Raw genomic sequence first — 16,667 nt, 5'->3', positions numbered from 1 at the left:
AAATGACAGGCCTATGACATATCAACCCTATTCCGTTTTTGGTGCCGACCGCCCGGCGCGGTGGCTGATCACATGCGATCATGCGTCGAACTTTGTCCCGCCCGAGATCAACGGTGGTGATCTGGGGATTGGTGCAGCGGATATGAACCGCCACATCGCCTATGACGTCGGGGCGCGGGGGACGTCGCTCATCCTTGGCGAGCTTCTGAACGCGCCGGTCATCTGCTCCAATTTCTCGCGGCTGGTGATTGACCCCAACCGTGGCATTGATGATCCCACGCTGGTGATGCGGCTCTATGACGGCACGATCATCCCGGCGAACCGTGGCGTGGATGACACCGAAGTCCAGCGCCGGATCGACACCTATTATCAGCCCTACCACGATGCGCTTGGCGCACTTGCCAGCGCGCGCGAGGATGTGATCGTCGTTGCGATGCATTCCTTTTCCCCCAAGCTCAACGGTCGTGCGCCGCGCCCGTGGGAGATCGGTATCCTGCATGCACCGCAGGAGGATCGGTTCGGGTTGGCGCTCATCGATCGCCTGCAGGAAGAAACGGACCTGACCGTGGGGGACAACGAGCCCTATGCCGGACATCTGCCGGGGGACAGCGTGGATCAGCACGCCTTGCGCCAGCGCCGCCTGAATGCCCTGATCGAGCTGCGACAGGACGTGATTGCCAGCGAAGAAGGGCAGGCGCATTGGGCCGAACGGCTGGCGACGGTGTTGACCGATACGCTGAACCGTACGGGGCTCTGACGCCGCGTCTCGACACATGATTTGATACACGTCATGGCGCTCTGGGCTGTGCGCGGATTATCGAGAGGTATTCTTGTAAAGCCATTGGAGAGCGCCATGAAAGTGCTCGTCGCCTATGCCACGAGCGAAGGGCATACCCGCAAGATTGCCCGACATGTTGCCGACCGGATGTTCGATGCAGGGCATGGTGTGGAACTGCTCGCGTTGACGGATGCGCAGGATCTGGACCTAGGACGCTTTAACCGCGTGATTCTTGCCGCCTCGCTGCATATCGGACATTACCAGCGCGCTCTGGCGGATTTTGCCGAAGCCAACGCCAAGGCGCTCACCTCCAAACCCTCGCTCTTGCTCTCTGTGTCGCTTGCCGCCGCTGGCCACGCAGCGGATGAATGGCGCGATCTCGAACGGATCGCGGAAGATTTCGAAGAGGCGACAGGCTGGAACGCGGACGAGGTTCTGCATGTAGCGGGCGCCTATATGCCGTCGCGCTATGATCTGGTCCGGCGACTGACCATGCGCCGGATCATCGCCAAGAAAGACCCCGAGGCCGACCTCTACTCCGACAAGGTCTATACCGACTGGGACGCGCTTGATGCCAAGGTCGATGCGTGGATGGGGAAACGCGAATAGGTGACGGCGGGGCAATTCTTGTCCGGGCAGGGCGCAGTGCATATCTTTTGACTGACCCTGAACGACGCGGAGGTTTGCGCCATGACTCTCGATACCCTTTCGGCCTTTTTCGGGTGGATGACCGTTTTTAACTTTGCGCTTCTGGCTGTGGCCGGGATTGCACTTATGGCAATGCGCGACTGGGCATCCGAGTTGCATGCGCGCATGTTCGGTCTGGAGGCGGCTGATGTGCGGATGTCCTATTTCCGCTGGCTTGCGACCTACAAGATTTTGGCGCTTGTCTTTGCCTTTGTGCCGTGGCTGGCGCTGCAGATGATCTGACGCGGTTGCCCGCGCGCGGTCCGGCTGGTAGCCATGGATCAACCCGATTTCGAGGAGCCGTAAAATGGACAAGCAGACACAGATCGAACTTGAGGCCGCTGCCTTTCGCACGCTGCGCGAACACCTGATGGAAAAGCGCACCGACGTTCAGAACATCGACATGATGAACCTGGCCGGGTTTTGCCGGAACTGTCTGTCGCGCTGGTATCAGGAAGCCGCCAATGCGCGCGGCATCGAAATGTCCAAGGAAGAGGCGCGCGAAATCTACTATGGAATGCCCTATTCCGAGTGGAAGGACAAACACCAGACCGAAGCGAATGCCGAGCAGAAAGCCGCTTTCAAGGTCGCGTTTGCCGAGAATGTGGGCGAGGACAAGGCCTGATCTAGTCGCCTGACACCAGCCGTGTCAGGTTGGCATAGGCCGGGTCCTCAGCCGGGGCCGTGGGCAGGCCGGCCTGTTTCAACCGGTCGAGCAATGTCAGTAGTATACCCGCATCGCTGAACAGTTCCTGGGTCTCGACATAGGCCGTGGACAGCGCCGGATCGTCCGCGAGCGCCTCTTGCACAAGTTGCTGTGCGCGTTCGACATCGCCGCGCGCCACACGCCCTGCCGCGCGGTACAGCCGCGACCGGCGGGTCTGGAAGTTCAGGCTGCGGGCCTCGTCGTTCATCTCGGCAAACTGTCCCAGCGCATAGAGGGCCGCCACGCGTTCCTCGATGATCCAGACCGGCAGGAACGGATCGAGGGTTTCGGCGTGGGTCAAAAGCTCCAGCGCGCGTTCGGCTTCTCCGACGAAAGTATAGAACGCCGCGCAGCGCCCCACGATATAGGCATCGTTCGGGGCCAGCCGCAGCGCGGTTTCGTGGTGGCGGCGGCTTGCCTCGTAATCCCGGTTCAGCTTGATCTGCACCACGCCGAAAATGCGGTGCAACTCGGGATCCGAGCCATCAAGCTCCATCGCCCGGTTCAAAAGCCGTGCTGCCGTGGGCAGGTCGAAATCCGGCAAATAGGACCAAGCACAGATTTCCATTGCGATGGGTCGGGCAAACCCCGGATCAGCGGCCTGCGATCGCTTGAACCATTCGCGTGCCTCATAGGCGTAATGATCGGCCACGCCCCCCATCCGGTGCTTTTCCAGCCCGCGCAGGTAGTATTCGTAGGCGCTCATGTTTTCGGGGCGCTTCTGGCGCGCGGCGCCGATTTCGGCGTGGTCGATCCGGCCGTAGACCGTCGCCGCCACCCGCGCGACGATATCCTCCATCGCGTCAAGCAATTCGTCAAAGGGGCGTTGGATGCGATCCGACCAAACAAGGCCGCCATCGGTGGTGTTGGACAGGCTTACATTCAGACGCACGCGTGGACCCAGTTTGCGCACCGCCCCGGTCAAAACGTAGCGCACGCCAAGCGCCTTGCCGATCTCGACCGGGTCTTCGGTGTTCAGCATGCTGGACGCCGTGCGCGAGCTGACAAAGAGCGAACGGATCATGCCAAGTTCGTGGATGATGTCTTCGCTCAGCCCCTCGGCCAGAAAGGTCTGGTCCTCGTCATCTGTCGGGCCGGTTCGAAAGGGCACAACGGCAATCGAGTTCGCACGAAATGCGGTCTGGGGCGCGGGGACGGTCGGTGCCTTCTGGAACACGTGACGGTCCATCGACGCGCTGACGCGCAAAACCTGTATCGGCTCGGATAGGCCTTTGAAGACCCGCTCGCCCAAGTCGGAAAATGTGCATGGAGATACTCTGCGCACGTGCTGGAACAGCGCCCCGGACACGTCGATCTCGCCCGGCTCCGCGCCTTGTTGCAACCGGGCCGCAATGTTCACCCCGTCGCCGCGCAGGTCATCATTCACGCAAACGACATCGGCCAAGTGGATACCAAAGCGCATGTCCCGTGGGGACAGACCCGGTGCCGAAGCCATGAGGGAGCGCGCCTCGATGGCCGACTTGAGGGCGTTCACAGGGCTGTCGAATTCGGCGAGGATGGCATCGCCCGCCGTGTTGAAAACCCGCCCACCGTGGCGTTGGACACAAGACGAAACCATTTCCAACCCAAGCACGACCCGTGCCAGGGCAGTCTCTTCATCGGCCTGCATCGCAGGGGTCGACCCGACGAAATCTCCGACCATGATCGTGGCGAGTTTTCTTTCCAAGGACCCGCTCCGCTGTTTGCGCAGGACCATGCTACTGCAATTTCCGTTTCAAACCAACGCTGGCCAGGGCGCCATGCAAAGTTGATCCACCTCATCGGATGCCATCCCATACCCTGCTAGACTTTGAGGAACGGCAAGGAGGTGCATATGCGTGCCATGGTTCTGGAGCAGCAGGGTCGGCCCTTGGCCCTACGTGACATTCCCTGTCCGGTACCCGGACCGGGACAGGTTCTGATCAGGGTCGAGGCGTGCGGTGTTTGTCGCACCGATCTGCATGTGGCTGACGGGGATCTTACATCACCCAAGCTGCCCCTTGTGCCGGGGCACGAGATTGTCGGGCGCATTGCTGCACTGGGGCCGGGTGTGGCTGGCTATGACGCAGGCCAGAGGGTAGGGGTGCCGTGGTTGGGCCATGCCTGCGGGACATGTGCCTATTGCGCGGAACACCGGGAAAACCTGTGCGACGCGCCATTGTTCACGGGATATACCTTTGACGGCGGCTATGCCGAATACTGCCTTGCCCATACCGATTTCACCTTTGCCTTGCCCGAAGACGGCGACCCGGTTGCCCTTGCCCCGCTGCTGTGTGCCGGGTTGATCGGGTATCGCAGCTTGTGCCTTGCCGGCGAGGGCAAGGTTCTGGGGCTGTATGGCTTTGGCGCGGCGGCGCATATCCTGTGTCAGATTGCCGTCTGGCAGGGCCGCAAAGTGCTGGCCTTCACGAGTGACGGCGACCGGGAGGCGCAGGATTTTGCGTTGCGCCTTGGCGCGGCATGGGCTGGGGCGTCGACCACGCCAAGCCCTGAGCCGTTGGACGCGGCGATCCTGTTTGCGCCGGTAGGGGCGCTCATTCCCAAGGCGCTCAAGGACGTCCGCAAGGGCGGGCGCGTTGTGTCTGGGGGCATCCACATGAGCGACATCCCGGCCTTCCCCTATGCGGATCTGTGGGAAGAACGCGAAATCCGCTCTGTGGCAAACCTGACCCGCGCGGATGGGGAGGCGTTCTTTCCGCTGGCCGCGGTGGCGGGGGTTCAAACCGAGACGACGGCCTATCCGCTGGAGGACGCGAACAGGGCGCTCGACGATTTGCGGGCGGGGCGGTTGCAGGGAGCGGCGGTGCTGGTGCCCTGAGCTGCTTCGCGCAAATTCGCACATACCCTGTGTCATCTTTTGCCTTTTGTGCGTTGGTGGCGGGGCTATCTTGGCGGTAGTATCGTAACCAAGGAGAGTCACCATGAACACGCGCCTGCCAACTTATTTCATCTCGCATGGTGGGGGACCGTGGCCATGGATTCCCGAGATGGCCGCCGAGTTTGCGCCATTGGCCGAGTCGCTGGCCAGAATGCCCGAGGAAATCGCCACCCGCCCCAAGGCCGTGCTGATGATCTCTGGCCATTGGGAGGGGAATGAATACGCAGTCATGTCCTCGCCCCGCCCGCCGATGGTGTACGATTACTATAACTTCCCGCCTCACACTTACGAGATCAGTTATCCCGCCCCGGGTGCGCCCGATTTGGCCGAAGAGATCGCGCAGTTGATTTCGGATGCGGGGCTTCCTACCCGGCTTGATGCCGCACAGGGGTTTGATCATGGCACGTTCGTGCCGATGGCGGTCATGTACCCAAAGGCCGATGTGCCCCTTTTGCAGGTTTCGATGCGCGAGTCCTATGACCCGGCAGAGCATTTTGCACTTGGACGCGCGCTGGCCCCCTTGCGCGATCAGGGGGTGCTGATCGTGGGGTCGGGGCTGAGCTTTCACAACCTGCGGCTTTTCAATCCCTCAGCCAAGGAGCCGTCGGAGAAATTCGACGCCTGGCTTGGTGAGGTTCTCAAACGATCCCCCACCGAGCGCACCGCGCAGTTGCTTGACTGGGAACAGGGTCCATTTGCCCGCGTATGTCACAAGGAAGAAGATCATCTCGTGCCGCTGTTCGTGGCCCTCGGGGCCGCCGAGGCCGATGCCGCAAGCCGCGTCTATCATCAGGAGAACATCCGGGGCGGCGTGACGGCATCAAGCTATCGCTTTGGATAGGGGTGGCGACAAAGGCAAAGACCCTTGAGCAATGGCGCGCTGACCGTTAGACACCTCGAAGATTTTCAGGAGCCCGCCCGCCCATGTCGATGAACAGCTTTGGCCATCTTTTCCGCGTCACCACCTGGGGCGAGAGCCATGGGCCCGCGCTTGGTGCAACGGTGGATGGCTGTCCTCCGGGCGTGCCGATCGAGGCGGAGATGCTTCAGCACTGGCTCGACAAGCGGCGCCCCGGTCAGAACAAGAACACGACCCAGCGCAACGAACCGGACGCGGTGAAGATTCTGTCCGGCGTTTTCGAGGGCCAGTCCACCGGGACACCGATCCAGCTGATGATCGAAAACACCGATCAGCGCAGCAAGGATTACGGTGACATTTCCGAGACCTTCCGGCCGGGTCATGCCGATATCACCTATTGGCAGAAATACGGCATCCGTGACTATCGCGGCGGTGGACGCAGTTCCGCGCGCGAGACGGCCGCGCGGGTTGCCGCCGGGGGCGTGGCGCGCGAGGCGATCAAGGCGCTGGCTCCGAATGTCGAAATCACCGGCTACATGGTGGCGATGGGCGATCTCGAGATTGACCGCAGCACGTTTGACTGGGACGCCATCGGGCAGAATGATTTCTGGATCCCGCAAGGCCCCGAAGTGGCGCAGGAATGGGAAGCCTATCTTCTGGCCCTGCGCAAGGCGCATGACTCGGTTGGTGCCATTGTCGAGGTCGTGGCGCGCAACGTGCCCGCCGGTCTGGGCGCGCCTGTCTATGGCAAACTCGACACCGATCTGGCCGCCGCGATGATGTCGATCAACGCGGTCAAAGGCGTGGAGATCGGGGAAGGCATGGCTGCGGCGCGTCTCAGGGGCACCGAGAATGCCGACGAGATCACCATGGGCGAGAATGGCCCGGAATACAGTTCCAACCACGCCGGGGGCATTCTTGGCGGGATTTCCACCGGGCAGGACGTCGTTGTTCGGTTTGCGGTGAAGCCCACGTCGTCGATCCTGTCTCCGCGCAAGTCGATCCGCAAGGACGGCAGCCCGATCGACGTGATTACCAAGGGCCGTCACGATCCCTGCGTGGGCATTCGTGCCGTCCCGGTCGGGGAAGCGATGATGGCCTGCGTGATCCTCGACCACATGCTCTTGCATCGTGGGCAGGTCGGAGAAAACCGCGGCAAGATCGGCTGACATGCAGGGCTTGCGGGATCAGCTACGCCGGGTCGCCTCCGAGCATATGGCTACTGACCCTGCCCATGATCTTGCTCATCTTGACCGTGTCTGGGCCAATGCCCAGCGGATTGCAGCGGACATAACCAACGTGGACAAGCCGGTTTTGCTGGCGGCCTGTTACCTGCACGATCTTGTCAACCTGCCCAAGGATGCGCCCAACCGCGCCAAGGCGTCGACTCTGGCGGCGGACGCGGCGGGTCCGATCCTTTACGCACTGGGCTTTGCGCCGGAAGCGATTGCAGCGGCACGCCATGCTATCAAGGCGCACAGTTTTTCGGCTGGTATTCCTCCAAAGACACCCGAATCCCGTATCCTGCGCGATGCGGATCGTCTCGATGCGCTGGGTGCGATTGGGATTGCCCGTTGCTTTGCCGTCTCCGGTGCACTGGGGCGCACGTTTTACGATCCGGGTGATCCTTTTGCCTCGGGCAGGGAGCTGGATGACACGGCGTTTGCGCTCGATCATTGGCCTGCCAAGCTTTTGCGCCTGCCGGAAGATATGCTCACAGAGGCGGGGCGCGCCCTAGCGCAAGAACGCTGCGCCCGGATGCTGCGCTTTATCGACGGGCTGGCTGAGGAGATCGGTACAACCGGGCCTCGGGGTTGGGCCGATCCGACATGACCCAGATCCTTGCCATCACCTTTCCGATCTATGCCGCCATCGCGATTGGCTACCTGATCGTCTGGCGCGGGTGGTTCAAACCCGCCGATCTGCGTGTGCTGGGCAAATACGTGATGGATATCGCGCTGCCTGCCTTGATCTTTCACGCCGTGGCAAGCCGCAATCTGTCTGAGGTCATACGGCCCGACTACATGCTGGTATTCCTTGTGGGCGGCGTTCTGACACTCGGATTGAGTTTCGCATGGTTCAGCCTCACCGCCGCCGACCGCCCGCGGCGCGCGATCGCCGTGATGGGGTCGACCTGTCCCAATTCCGGCTTCGTGGGCTATCCGACCATGCTTTTGGTGTTCCCCGATCTGGCCGGGGTGATCCTTGCCCTCAATATGCTGGTGGAAAACGTGGTCCTGATCCCGCTCTGCCTGATGTTGATGGAGCTGGCCAAGGATCAGCCGGGCCTTTCGCCGATGCGGTTGATCGGCAAGGTGCTTTGGGGCGTGCTGCGCCGTCCGATGGTGATCGGCCTGCTATTGGGTCTGTTGGTGTCCCTGCTGCAAATCCCGCTGCCCGGTCCCGCCGCGCGCCTGTTCCAGATGCTTGCGGCCTCGGCGTCGGCCCTGTCGCTGATCGTGATCGGGGGATCGCTGGTGGGCCTGCCGATGAAGGGCAACTGGAAGATGGCCGTGCAAATTGCCTTGGGCAAGCTGATCCTGCACCCCGTTCTGGTCGCCCTGAGCGCGGCGGCGCTGATGGCATTGGGCTGGGTGGTGCTGCCTGCTGATCTGCACGTGGCGGTGATCCTGTCGGCGGCGATGCCGATGTTTGGCATCTACACGGTTCTGGCTCAGGAACAGGGGCTGGAAGGAGCCGCGTCCATCGCGATGCTGATGGCCACCTCGGGCGCCTTTGTCACGCTTTCGGTGCTGCTTTTCCTGTTGGTCTGAGGCCTTACCACGCGACCGGCACGCGCAAGGGGCCGCGAAACGCCCATCCACCAAAGGGTGCCGCGCCATCAAGGTGAAGACCCGGCAGCGTGTCGAAGATCATCGGCAAGGCCACCTCGGCAATCAGACAGCGCGCCGCCCATGCCCCGGCACAGAAATGCGGGCCTGCGCCAAAGCTGATCGCCGGGCCGCAATCCTGTGTGATGTCAAAGACATCCGGGCGGGCAAAGACCGCTTCATCCCGATTGCCCGAGCCGAACATCAGGAACACGCGGTCCTCCGGCTCAAAACGCACGCCTTGGGTCTCATAGGGTTGAGCCACCCGGCGCGGCGACATGCCAATGGGGGAAATCCAGCGGGCGTATTCCTCGAACACCTGCTGCCACGTGGCCGCGCCGTCGCGCACCAGCGCAAGCTGGTCAGGGTGAGTCAGCAGCGCCCAAACCGCCCCGGCAATCGCGTCGCGCGGTTCATTCTGCCCACCGCTGATCGCCAGTTTCACATTGGCGCGGATTGCTTCCATCGGCAGGCCCGCCTCCAGCATGACCGACAAAAGCGAAGGATCCGGCGCAGCCCTGAGCGCGGGCAGGCGCGCGTCGATATGGGCGTCAATCGAGGCGGTGCAGTCATGGCAATGGGCCTCGACCTTGGGGTCGCCTGCATAATTTGCGCAGCCATCGATCATGCCCTGGCTGACGCGGTCCATCTCCTGCCACGCCATATTTGTGAGCCCCGTCATCGCCTTGAGCGCCTCACCTGAAATGGGGCGTGCGATCTCGGCCACCAGATCGGTCGCACCCAGCGGTCGGACCCGTTCAAGCACATCCCGCGTCGCCGCTTCGAACTGGGCCTTCCAGACGTCCCGCACGGTCTTGGGCGATACGGTGGGGAAGATCGCCTTGCGCTCGGCCGCATGGTCTGCGCCGTCCTTGCGCATCATATTCTGACCCATCAGCACGGTCATCAACCCGTCCGGCTGATCCGACGAAAACACCTCGATCTTCTTTTCGTTCTCAAAAATCGCATCGCGCCGCGTGATCAGCGTCGCGCCCAGTTGCGGAACATAGGCGATCGGCGCCTCGGCCCGCATCCGCTTGAGCGTGGGGTAGGGGTCTTGCCAGAAAGCCTGCGGGTCAATCTCGAACATGGGGGCGTTAGACATGGGGCGGGTCTCCTCCGCCCGCCAGTCTTTCAGCCCCTGTCACCAAGGGCAAGCGTTGCGCGTTATTGGAACAGGTTGGCGTAGGTTTCGCGCAGCGCCTTTTTCTGCACTTTGCCCATGGTGTTGCGCGGCAGTTCAGACAGGAAGATCACGCTCTTGGGCTGCTTGAACTTGGCCAATTGCGCCGCCAGCGGTTCGGTGATCGCCTCGGGGGCCGGGGCGTCGCCCTCGGGCACGACAACCGCCACCACCGCTTCGCCAAAGTCGGGGTGGGGCACGCCGATCACAGCGCTTTCCTTGATGCCAGGCAGGTCATCAATCAGGCTCTCGACCTCTTTGGGATAGACGTTGAAGCCGCCGGTGATCACCAGATCCTTGTCCCGCCCAACGATGGTGACATAGCCATCCGCGTCCATCTTGGCCAAATCGCCGGTGATGAACCAGCCATCGGGCAACAGCTCTTCTGCGGTCTTTTCCGGCATCTGCCAATAGCCTTGAAACACGTTTGGACCGCGCACTTCCAGAACGCCAATCTCGCCTTGGGCGACCTCTTCGCCCTTCAGACGGATGCGCGCCTCGACACGGGGCAAGGGGAACCCCACCGTCCCGGCGCGTCGTTCCCCCTCATAGGGGTTCGACGTGCTCATGTTGGTTTCAGTCATGCCATAACGTTCGAGAATCCGATGCCCGGTGCGGGCCTCCCATTTCTCATGCGTGTCCACCAGAAGCGGCGCAGAGCCTGAAATGAACAGGCGCATGTTGGCGGCGCGCGTCCTGTCGAGGCGCGGATCGTCCAGAAGCCGTGTGTAGAAGGTCGGCACCCCCATCAGGCTGGTCGCCCGCGGCATCGCCTCAAGAATGGCATCGGCGTCGAACTTGGCAAGAAACACCACCGAAGCCCCGGCCAGAAGCGCAACATTGGTGGCCACGAAAAGCCCGTGCGTGTGAAAGATCGGCAGGGCGTGGATCAGCACATCCCTGTCGGTAAAGCGCCACGTGTCGCGCAAAGTTTCCGAGTTGGAAGACAGATTGTCATGGCTGAGCATCGCGCCCTTGGAGCGGCCTGTGGTGCCCGAGGTATAGAGGATCGCGGCGAGATCATCCGCGGCGCGCGCCACGGGTAAGAACCCGGTCTGAGCGCTTGCGGCGTCGGCCATGCTGCCTGAACCGTTCGCATCCAGCGTCATGACCTTTGCATCCCCGGTGATCCCGGCAATGTCGGCCTCTCGCGCCGGGTCGCAGACCACGACGCGCGGTGTGGCATCCCCAAGGAAATAGGCGACCTCGGGCGTGGTATAGGCGGTGTTGAGCGGCAGGAAGACCCCGCCGGCCATGACCGTGCCCAGATATAGCTGGATCGCTTCGATGGTTTTTTCGACCTGCACCGCCACCCGGTCGCCCGGTTCAACGCCCAGCGTCTGCAAGGCTGCGGCCATGCACTCCGCCCCGGCAAAAAGCGCGCCAAAAGAGATCGGGGCACACCCCGGACTCTCGGCAAACACCCGGTCATCCTGTCCCAGAGATGCCGCGCGCAGTCGCGCAATCAGGTGGTTTTGCTCATACATGCGGGAGGCCTCCTTTGAACGTGTCCATGTCTTCGCGCCCTGTCAGGCAAAGATCAAGGGGGAGGTTTCCACGAGGCGATGAAGCTGTTAACAAAATGGTGTTTCGATCGACAGGGTGTCGCCATGAATCCGGCCCGTGGAATTCTCTATATGCTTGTTGCCGTGGGCCTGTTTTCGGTCATGGCTGCGTTCATCAAGGCGACGGCGGGCCACGTTCCAACCGGGCAGGCGGTGTTTTTTCGTTCAGCGATCGCTCTGCCTGTGATTGTGGCCTGGCTCTGGCAACGCGGAGATCTCGCGACAGGGTTCAGGGTCAAGAACCCGATGGGTCATTTCTGGCGCGGTCTGATCGGTACGACGGCCATGGCGCTGGGCTTTGCGTCGCTGGGGTATCTGCCGCTGCCCGAGGTGACCGCCATCGGGTTCACCGCGCCGCTCTTGACGGTGATTTTTGCCGCGATGTTCCTCGGGGAAACCGTGCGCGCCTTTCGCCTCACCGCCGTGGCGATTGGCTTGGCAGGAGTCATGATCGTACTTTGGCCGCGCCTGACGATCTTTGGCGGAGGGGCAGCGACAGACGCGGCTGCGTTGGGTGTGATGCTGGTTCTTGGGTCCGCGGTTTTTCGCGCGCTGGCGCAGATTCACATCCGCAAGCTGGTGCAATCGGAAGAGACCTCCGCCATCGTGTTCTACTTCTCGCTCACCGCGACCGGCCTGTCGCTTTTGACGCTGCCCTTTGGCTGGGTGATCCCGACGGGGTGGGAAATGCTGCTGTTGATCGGCGCCGGGTTGCTGGGCGGCATTGCCCAGATTTTTCTGACAACAAGCTACCGATATGCCCCGGCTTCAACCGTGGCGCCGTTCGACTACTCGGCGATCCTGTTCGCGTTGGTGATCGGCTATGTCTGGTTTGATGAAGTGCCCACTCCGTTCATGCTCGTCGGCGCCGCGATCATCATTTTTGCCGGGGTTCTGATCATTTGGCGCGAACGTCAGCTCGGCCTGAAACGCTCGGCGCGCAAGACCATGACACCGCAAGGCTGACCGCGTGATCTTTCTTTTTCTCAAAATACCCCCGGGGTGAATTGCCCCGGCGGGGCAAGAGGGGGCAGCGCCCCCTTCCACCGATCTCAGATCAGATCGCCGACAGATCGGGATCAAGTGTCACCGACCACAGTTCGGTATCCGCACGGTCCATGAGACGCACGGTCATCTGCTGCGTGGCGCCGTCAATGTCGACGAGACCGAAGAACTGAAGTCCCATGCTCGGTGGTAGGTTGACCCCTTGCTCCTTGGTCGGCGCCTTGACGTATTTCACCTCTGGTCCGAACGTCATGTCGAGCGCGTTGGGGCCAAAGGTCCCGGCGTGCAGCGGGCCGGATACGAATTCCCAGAAGGGATCGAAATCCTGGAAGACCGCCTTGTCGGGGTTGTAGTAATGCGCTGCGGTGTAATGCACATCCGCCGTGAACCAGACCGTGTTCCGGATGCCTTCGGTCTTGATGAATTTCAGCACATCCGCCAGCTCCAGCTCGCGCCCCTTGGCCGGGCCATTATCGCCATTGGCGATGGCTTCGACGCCCGACCGGGTTTTCCACTGGTCCCAGACCACCAGTCCGATCGGCATGTCACAGGCGATCACTTTCCACGTGGCCTTCGAGGCGGCCAATGACCGCTTCAGCCAAGCCAGCTGCTCGGCCCCCAACAGCACCGTTTCCGGCCCCATCTCGGTTTGCATCCCGTCATTGTTCCCAGCGCGGTAGCTGCGCAGGTCAAGGAAGAACACGTCCAGCATCGGACCATAAGAGATCTTGCGATAGACCCGGCCCGGCTCGGCCGGGGTATGGCGGATCGGTGTCATTTCGTGGAACGCCCGACCTGCGCGGGCGACCAGCACATGCACGGATTTCTCCGAATAGCGGTCATCGCCCATCAGGTTGCGGGTTGGCGACCAGTTGTTGACGACCTCGTGGTCATCCCATTGGTAAAAGGTCGGACAGATGGCATTAATGGCCTGAACATGGGCATCCATCATGTTGTATTTCCATTGGCCCCGGAATTCGTCCAGTGTCTCGGCCACCTTGCGTTTTTCGTCGATCAGGGTGGTGTTCTTCCAGATCACCTCTCCGTTCTTTTCGACCGTGTCCTGCATCGGGCCGTCGGCATAGATCGTGTCGCCCGAGTGGATGAAAAAGTCGGGGCGGTGCTTGGCCATGGTGGCATAGGTCGCCATGCCCTGATCATCAATGCCCCAGCCCTGACCGGCGGTATCACCCGACCAGGCAAAGCGGATATCACGCTTCTCGGTCGGGGCGGTGCGGAATTGACCCACAATGGGTTCGCTCACGGCATTGACGTCGTTGAGATCCGCCGCGACAAAGCGATAGAAGATGTCCTGATCGGCGGGCAGATCGTCGGCCAGCCGCTTCACAGCCAGGTCGCTTTCGGGCAGCGCGTTCGTCGGGGGCAGGGTGCGGGCATTGGAGAAGCTCTCGGTGGTCGAGACTTCCATCATCACGCGTGCGGGCCGATCAGTGCGGGTCCAGATCATGCCCGAGGCGGCATCAGCATCACCTGACTGAACGCCATGGGTAAAAACGGGGCGCGACGCGGCGCGGCTGAGTGATGGCAGGGCCAGTGTGGCGGCAAAGGCGGTGCCGCCTGCCAGAAGGGCTCGGCGGGTCGGTGTGAGAAGCTTGGTCATCAGTTTCCCTCGCGCTTTCCAAATGGGATGGGTTCACGCAAACACCTCAAGGGGAAAGGGTAACACGGCCCCGTCAGTTTTTTGAATTTTTGGTCAAGATCTTATGACAGGTCCCTATCCGGCGGGGCATGGCCGCCAAGACACTCTGCACGCGCGACGGGATCACGCCATGCGGATTGTGTCGATCGTCTCGCCGTTTGGACCTTCGCATTCCGCAATGACACGGCCCGCCCCACGCCCCGTAGGGGTGGTCTCCCCGGCCATCCGGCGTAGCTCTGAAAGGGAGGTGAGCGGCAATCCGGCCCGCCGCGCCCGCTCTACGAGGTCGGGGCGTGTGGGGTGAATGGCGATCCCCGCCTCGGTCACAACCGCGCCGATGGTGGTGCCGGGTGTGGTCAGGCAGGTCAGCGCTTCCACAAGCTTCGCATGTCCGCCTGCCCGCAAGGTCGTGGTTACGATCGGCAGCTTCGCCCCGGCGGCGGTGTCGGCATGTCCGCCCGATCCGCCAATGATGCGCCCGTCACTGGCACAGGTCACGTTGACGTTGAAATCCGCATCGACCTCGGCAGCACCAAGGATCATAACGTCCAGTTGGCGTGCAATGCTGTCGAGGCGATCCGGGCTGGCATAAAGCTCTGCCGACATGGGCAGATGTGCCGGGTCCTCGCCATAGGATCGTACTGCGGCAAGGTCGAAGGCCTGAACATCCCAAAGCTTGCGAAACAGGCCGGCGTGCAGCATGTCGACCAGCGCGCCGGTGATCCCGCCTGCCGCGAAATCCCCTGTCACACCGCAGTCCGACATGAGCGGAGCGAGCGCTCGGGCGACTGCCAGTGAGGTCGCCCCGGCCCCGGTTTGAAACGAAAAACCGTCCTGCAACAGGCCCGAACAGGCAATCAGGCGTGCGGTCAGGTCGGCGATGATCCGACCATTTTCGGAGGGCGCGCGCCCTGTGGTGCCTGACGCGATCTGGCGTGAATCGCCGATGTGGTCCACACCGACGATCCGGTCGACCTGATCGGCCGGAATGCAGATGCGCGGGAGGGTTTCACGGCGGTGGTCGGTCAGCGCGATGACATGTGCGGCGTGCGCCGCGTCGACCATGGCATAGCCCAGCGGGCCGCAGGCCGATGGCCCGACCGCGCCGGACAGGTTGCCCAGCTCATCCACAGCGGGGGCCGCGATAAAAGCCGCGTCGATTGTCAGGCGCCCGGACGCAATCGCCGCTGCCCGCCCGCCGTGGCTTTGCAGGCGCACGGGGTGGGGCAGGGCACCTGCCTTGACGGCGTCGGCCAGCGGGCCGGTCATGTAGGAGGTGGTGATCCGGCTGACGGTGTCATTTTCCACGAAGGGGACAAGCGCGCCATGCACCGGAAAAAGCGAGGATGGCGCGATATGCAGATCGCGCAGCCCCATTTCGCAACAAGTGACAAGCACCTGTCGCATCACGTTGTCGCCATTGCGCAGGTGATGGTGAAAGGACAGCGTGGCGCCGTCCTTTACCCCGGCCTGTTCAATGGCGGCGCGCAGGCCCGCCATCAGCTGCGGACAAGCTTCTCATAGGCTTCGGCGATCTCGCGGGTCAGGTCGCCGACTTCGAACGTGTAGTCCCCGATCTGGCCAACCGGGGTCACTTCGGCAGCGGTGCCGGTCAGCCAGCACTGTTCGAATCCTTCCATCTCCTCGGGCAGGATGTGGCGCTCGTGCACGGTGACACCGCGCTCTTTCAGCATCCCGATCACGGTCTGACGGGTCAGGCCGTTGAGGAAGCAATCTGGCAGCGGGGTGTGCACTTCGCCGTCCTTGACGAAGAAGATATTGGCGCCGGTCGCCTCGGCCACGTAGCCGCGATAATCCATGAACAGTGCGTCGGAACAGCCCTTGGCCTCGGCCTTGTGCTTGGAGATGGTGCAGATCATGTAAAGCCCGGCAGCCTTGGCATGCACCGGGATCGTTTCCGGCGAGGGGCGTTTGTATTCCGCGATGTCGAGCTTGGCGCCTTGCATCTTGGCGTCGCCGTAATAGGCACCCCACCCCCAGACCGCGACGGCCATACGTACCGGGTTTCTGGCCGAGGCCACACCCATATCTTCGCCCGAGCCGCGCCAGACAAGCGCGCGGACATAGGCATCCTGCAGGCCGGACGCCTTGAGCGCCTCTTCCTTGGCGGCTTCAATGTCGTCCACGGACCATTTCATCGGCATGTCCAGCGCCTCGGCGCTGGCGATCAGACGTTCGGAATGCTCGCGGCTTTTGAAAATCTTGCCGTTGTAGGCACGTTCGCCCTCGAATACTGACGAGGCATAGTGCATTGCATGGGTCAGGATATGCACCTTGGCATCCCGCCACGGGACCAGTTCGCCGTCCATCCAGATCACGCCGTCACGATCATCATATGCTGCGCCCGCCATGGCCGCTTCCTTTCCTTACGTCGATTTTCATTTGTTGCGCGGAAAATGGCCGAAACGGTCACAAAGTTGCGCAAAATCTGCGAGTCGCTACCAGTTGACGCTTGGAGTGTCAACAAAGCTGACGTATTGTGGCACAATAACAG

The 16,667-nt window shown here is 62.1% G+C and carries 16 protein-coding genes; 10 read left to right on the top strand and 6 right to left on the bottom strand.

Annotated features, from left to right (window positions below):
- Positions 1–13: 13 nt before the first annotated feature.
- The 4 genes from BMZ35_RS05760 (at position 14) to BMZ35_RS05745 (ending at position 2,090) form a co-directional block, all read left to right on the top strand.
- Positions 14–757: an N-formylglutamate amidohydrolase gene (locus BMZ35_RS05760; protein WP_093091726.1), complete on the top strand. Its 744-nt coding sequence runs from the start codon at positions 14–16 to the stop codon at positions 755–757.
- Positions 758–853: 96 nt separating this feature from the next.
- The gene (locus tag BMZ35_RS05755) at positions 854–1,387 is read left to right on the top strand and encodes a flavodoxin domain-containing protein (protein WP_093091724.1); all 534 of its coding nucleotides are present in this window, start codon (positions 854–856) and stop codon (positions 1,385–1,387) included.
- Between the two features lie 81 nt (positions 1,388–1,468).
- Positions 1,469–1,708: a DUF6868 family protein gene (locus BMZ35_RS05750; protein WP_093091722.1), complete on the top strand. Its 240-nt coding sequence runs from the start codon at positions 1,469–1,471 to the stop codon at positions 1,706–1,708.
- A 64-nt stretch (positions 1,709–1,772) separates the two neighbouring features.
- Entirely contained in the window at positions 1,773–2,090 is a 318-nt protein-coding gene (locus BMZ35_RS05745; RefSeq protein WP_093091720.1) for a DUF1244 domain-containing protein, read from the top strand.
- A gap of 1 nt (position 2,091) precedes the next feature.
- On the opposite strand, the gene BMZ35_RS05740 is transcribed toward BMZ35_RS05745, so the two are convergent.
- Entirely contained in the window at positions 2,092–3,858 is a 1,767-nt protein-coding gene (locus BMZ35_RS05740; protein WP_093092602.1) for an adenylate/guanylate cyclase domain-containing protein, read from the bottom strand.
- Between the two features lie 147 nt (positions 3,859–4,005).
- Here BMZ35_RS05740 and BMZ35_RS05735 point away from each other — a divergent pair, with 147 nt between their 5' ends.
- From BMZ35_RS05735 to BMZ35_RS05715, 5 genes are all read left to right on the top strand, one after another.
- Positions 4,006–4,989 carry a zinc-dependent alcohol dehydrogenase family protein gene (locus BMZ35_RS05735; RefSeq protein WP_093091718.1) on the top strand — a complete coding sequence of 328 codons (984 nt, stop codon included), beginning with the start codon at positions 4,006–4,008 and terminating at the stop codon, positions 4,987–4,989.
- 103 nt (positions 4,990–5,092) lie between these two features.
- Positions 5,093–5,890, top strand: a complete 798-nt coding sequence (locus BMZ35_RS05730) for a DODA-type extradiol aromatic ring-opening family dioxygenase (protein ID WP_093091716.1) — start codon at positions 5,093–5,095, stop codon at positions 5,888–5,890.
- A gap of 83 nt (positions 5,891–5,973) precedes the next feature.
- The gene (gene aroC / locus BMZ35_RS05725) at positions 5,974–7,077 is read left to right on the top strand and encodes a chorismate synthase (protein ID WP_093091714.1); all 1,104 of its coding nucleotides are present in this window, start codon (positions 5,974–5,976) and stop codon (positions 7,075–7,077) included.
- 46 nt (positions 7,078–7,123) lie between these two features.
- Entirely contained in the window at positions 7,124–7,741 is a 618-nt protein-coding gene (locus BMZ35_RS05720) for an HD domain-containing protein (RefSeq protein ID WP_242654699.1), read from the top strand.
- Positions 7,738–8,682, top strand: coding sequence for an AEC family transporter (locus BMZ35_RS05715; protein WP_093091710.1), 945 nt, complete (start codon positions 7,738–7,740; stop codon positions 8,680–8,682). Before BMZ35_RS05720 ends, BMZ35_RS05715 begins: the two co-directional genes overlap by 4 nt.
- Positions 8,683–8,686: 4 nt before the next feature.
- Here the strand turns inward: BMZ35_RS05715 and BMZ35_RS05710 are convergent, their stop codons facing one another.
- Both BMZ35_RS05710 and BMZ35_RS05705 read right to left on the bottom strand, forming a co-directional pair.
- Positions 8,687–9,844 carry a cytochrome P450 gene (locus BMZ35_RS05710; RefSeq protein ID WP_093091708.1) on the bottom strand — a complete coding sequence of 386 codons (1,158 nt, stop codon included), beginning with the start codon at positions 9,842–9,844 and terminating at the stop codon, positions 8,687–8,689.
- Between the two features lie 62 nt (positions 9,845–9,906).
- Positions 9,907–11,409: a malonate--CoA ligase gene (locus BMZ35_RS05705; protein ID WP_093091706.1), complete on the bottom strand. Its 1,503-nt coding sequence runs from the start codon at positions 11,407–11,409 to the stop codon at positions 9,907–9,909.
- A gap of 123 nt (positions 11,410–11,532) precedes the next feature.
- Here BMZ35_RS05705 and BMZ35_RS05700 point away from each other — a divergent pair, with 123 nt between their 5' ends.
- On the top strand, positions 11,533–12,453 hold the full coding sequence (locus tag BMZ35_RS05700; RefSeq protein ID WP_093091704.1) for a DMT family transporter: 921 nt from the start codon (positions 11,533–11,535) through the stop codon (positions 12,451–12,453).
- Positions 12,454–12,544: 91 nt separating this feature from the next.
- On the opposite strand, the gene BMZ35_RS05695 is transcribed toward BMZ35_RS05700, so the two are convergent.
- The 3 genes from BMZ35_RS05695 to BMZ35_RS05685 form a co-directional block, all read right to left on the bottom strand.
- Positions 12,545–14,113 (bottom strand): alkaline phosphatase D family protein, encoded by a 1,569-nt coding sequence (locus tag BMZ35_RS05695; protein WP_093091702.1) that lies wholly within the window; start codon positions 14,111–14,113, stop codon positions 12,545–12,547.
- A gap of 162 nt (positions 14,114–14,275) precedes the next feature.
- On the bottom strand, positions 14,276–15,652 hold the full coding sequence (locus BMZ35_RS05690) for a citrate lyase subunit alpha (RefSeq protein WP_093091700.1): 1,377 nt from the start codon (positions 15,650–15,652) through the stop codon (positions 14,276–14,278).
- Complete coding sequence (locus BMZ35_RS05685; protein WP_093091698.1) at positions 15,652–16,524, bottom strand: branched-chain amino acid aminotransferase; 873 nt, start codon at positions 16,522–16,524, stop codon at positions 15,652–15,654. Before BMZ35_RS05685 ends, BMZ35_RS05690 begins: the two co-directional genes overlap by 1 nt.
- Positions 16,525–16,667: the final 143 nt, after the last annotated feature.

It is taken from the genome of Shimia aestuarii, from assembly GCF_900114635.1.
Taxonomy (GTDB): Bacteria; Pseudomonadota; Alphaproteobacteria; order Rhodobacterales; family Rhodobacteraceae; genus Shimia; species Shimia aestuarii.
The sequence above is the reverse complement of the archived record's forward strand: the minus strand, read 5'-3'. Positions and strand labels throughout refer to the sequence as shown.

Coding starts and splice junctions, on each gene's coding strand:
- BMZ35_RS05710 (WP_093091708.1), bottom strand. CDS start 9,844: ATGTCTAACGCCCCCATGTTCGAGATTGACCCGCAGGCTTTCTGGCAA.
- aroC (WP_093091714.1), top strand. CDS start 5,974: ATGTCGATGAACAGCTTTGGCCATCTTTTCCGCGTCACCACCTGGGGC.
- BMZ35_RS05750 (WP_093091722.1), top strand. CDS start 1,469: ATGACTCTCGATACCCTTTCGGCCTTTTTCGGGTGGATGACCGTTTTT.
- BMZ35_RS05720 (WP_242654699.1), top strand. CDS start 7,124: ATGGCTACTGACCCTGCCCATGATCTTGCTCATCTTGACCGTGTCTGG.
- BMZ35_RS05730 (WP_093091716.1), top strand. CDS start 5,093: ATGAACACGCGCCTGCCAACTTATTTCATCTCGCATGGTGGGGGACCG.
- BMZ35_RS05695 (WP_093091702.1), bottom strand. CDS start 14,113: ATGACCAAGCTTCTCACACCGACCCGCCGAGCCCTTCTGGCAGGCGGC.
- BMZ35_RS05705 (WP_093091706.1), bottom strand. CDS start 11,409: ATGTATGAGCAAAACCACCTGATTGCGCGACTGCGCGCGGCATCTCTG.
- BMZ35_RS05700 (WP_093091704.1), top strand. CDS start 11,533: ATGAATCCGGCCCGTGGAATTCTCTATATGCTTGTTGCCGTGGGCCTG.
- BMZ35_RS05685 (WP_093091698.1), bottom strand. CDS start 16,524: ATGGCGGGCGCAGCATATGATGATCGTGACGGCGTGATCTGGATGGAC.
- BMZ35_RS05760 (WP_093091726.1), top strand. CDS start 14: ATGACATATCAACCCTATTCCGTTTTTGGTGCCGACCGCCCGGCGCGG.
- BMZ35_RS05735 (WP_093091718.1), top strand. CDS start 4,006: ATGCGTGCCATGGTTCTGGAGCAGCAGGGTCGGCCCTTGGCCCTACGT.
- BMZ35_RS05755 (WP_093091724.1), top strand. CDS start 854: ATGAAAGTGCTCGTCGCCTATGCCACGAGCGAAGGGCATACCCGCAAG.
- BMZ35_RS05715 (WP_093091710.1), top strand. CDS start 7,738: ATGACCCAGATCCTTGCCATCACCTTTCCGATCTATGCCGCCATCGCG.
- BMZ35_RS05745 (WP_093091720.1), top strand. CDS start 1,773: ATGGACAAGCAGACACAGATCGAACTTGAGGCCGCTGCCTTTCGCACG.
- BMZ35_RS05690 (WP_093091700.1), bottom strand. CDS start 15,652: ATGGCGGGCCTGCGCGCCGCCATTGAACAGGCCGGGGTAAAGGACGGC.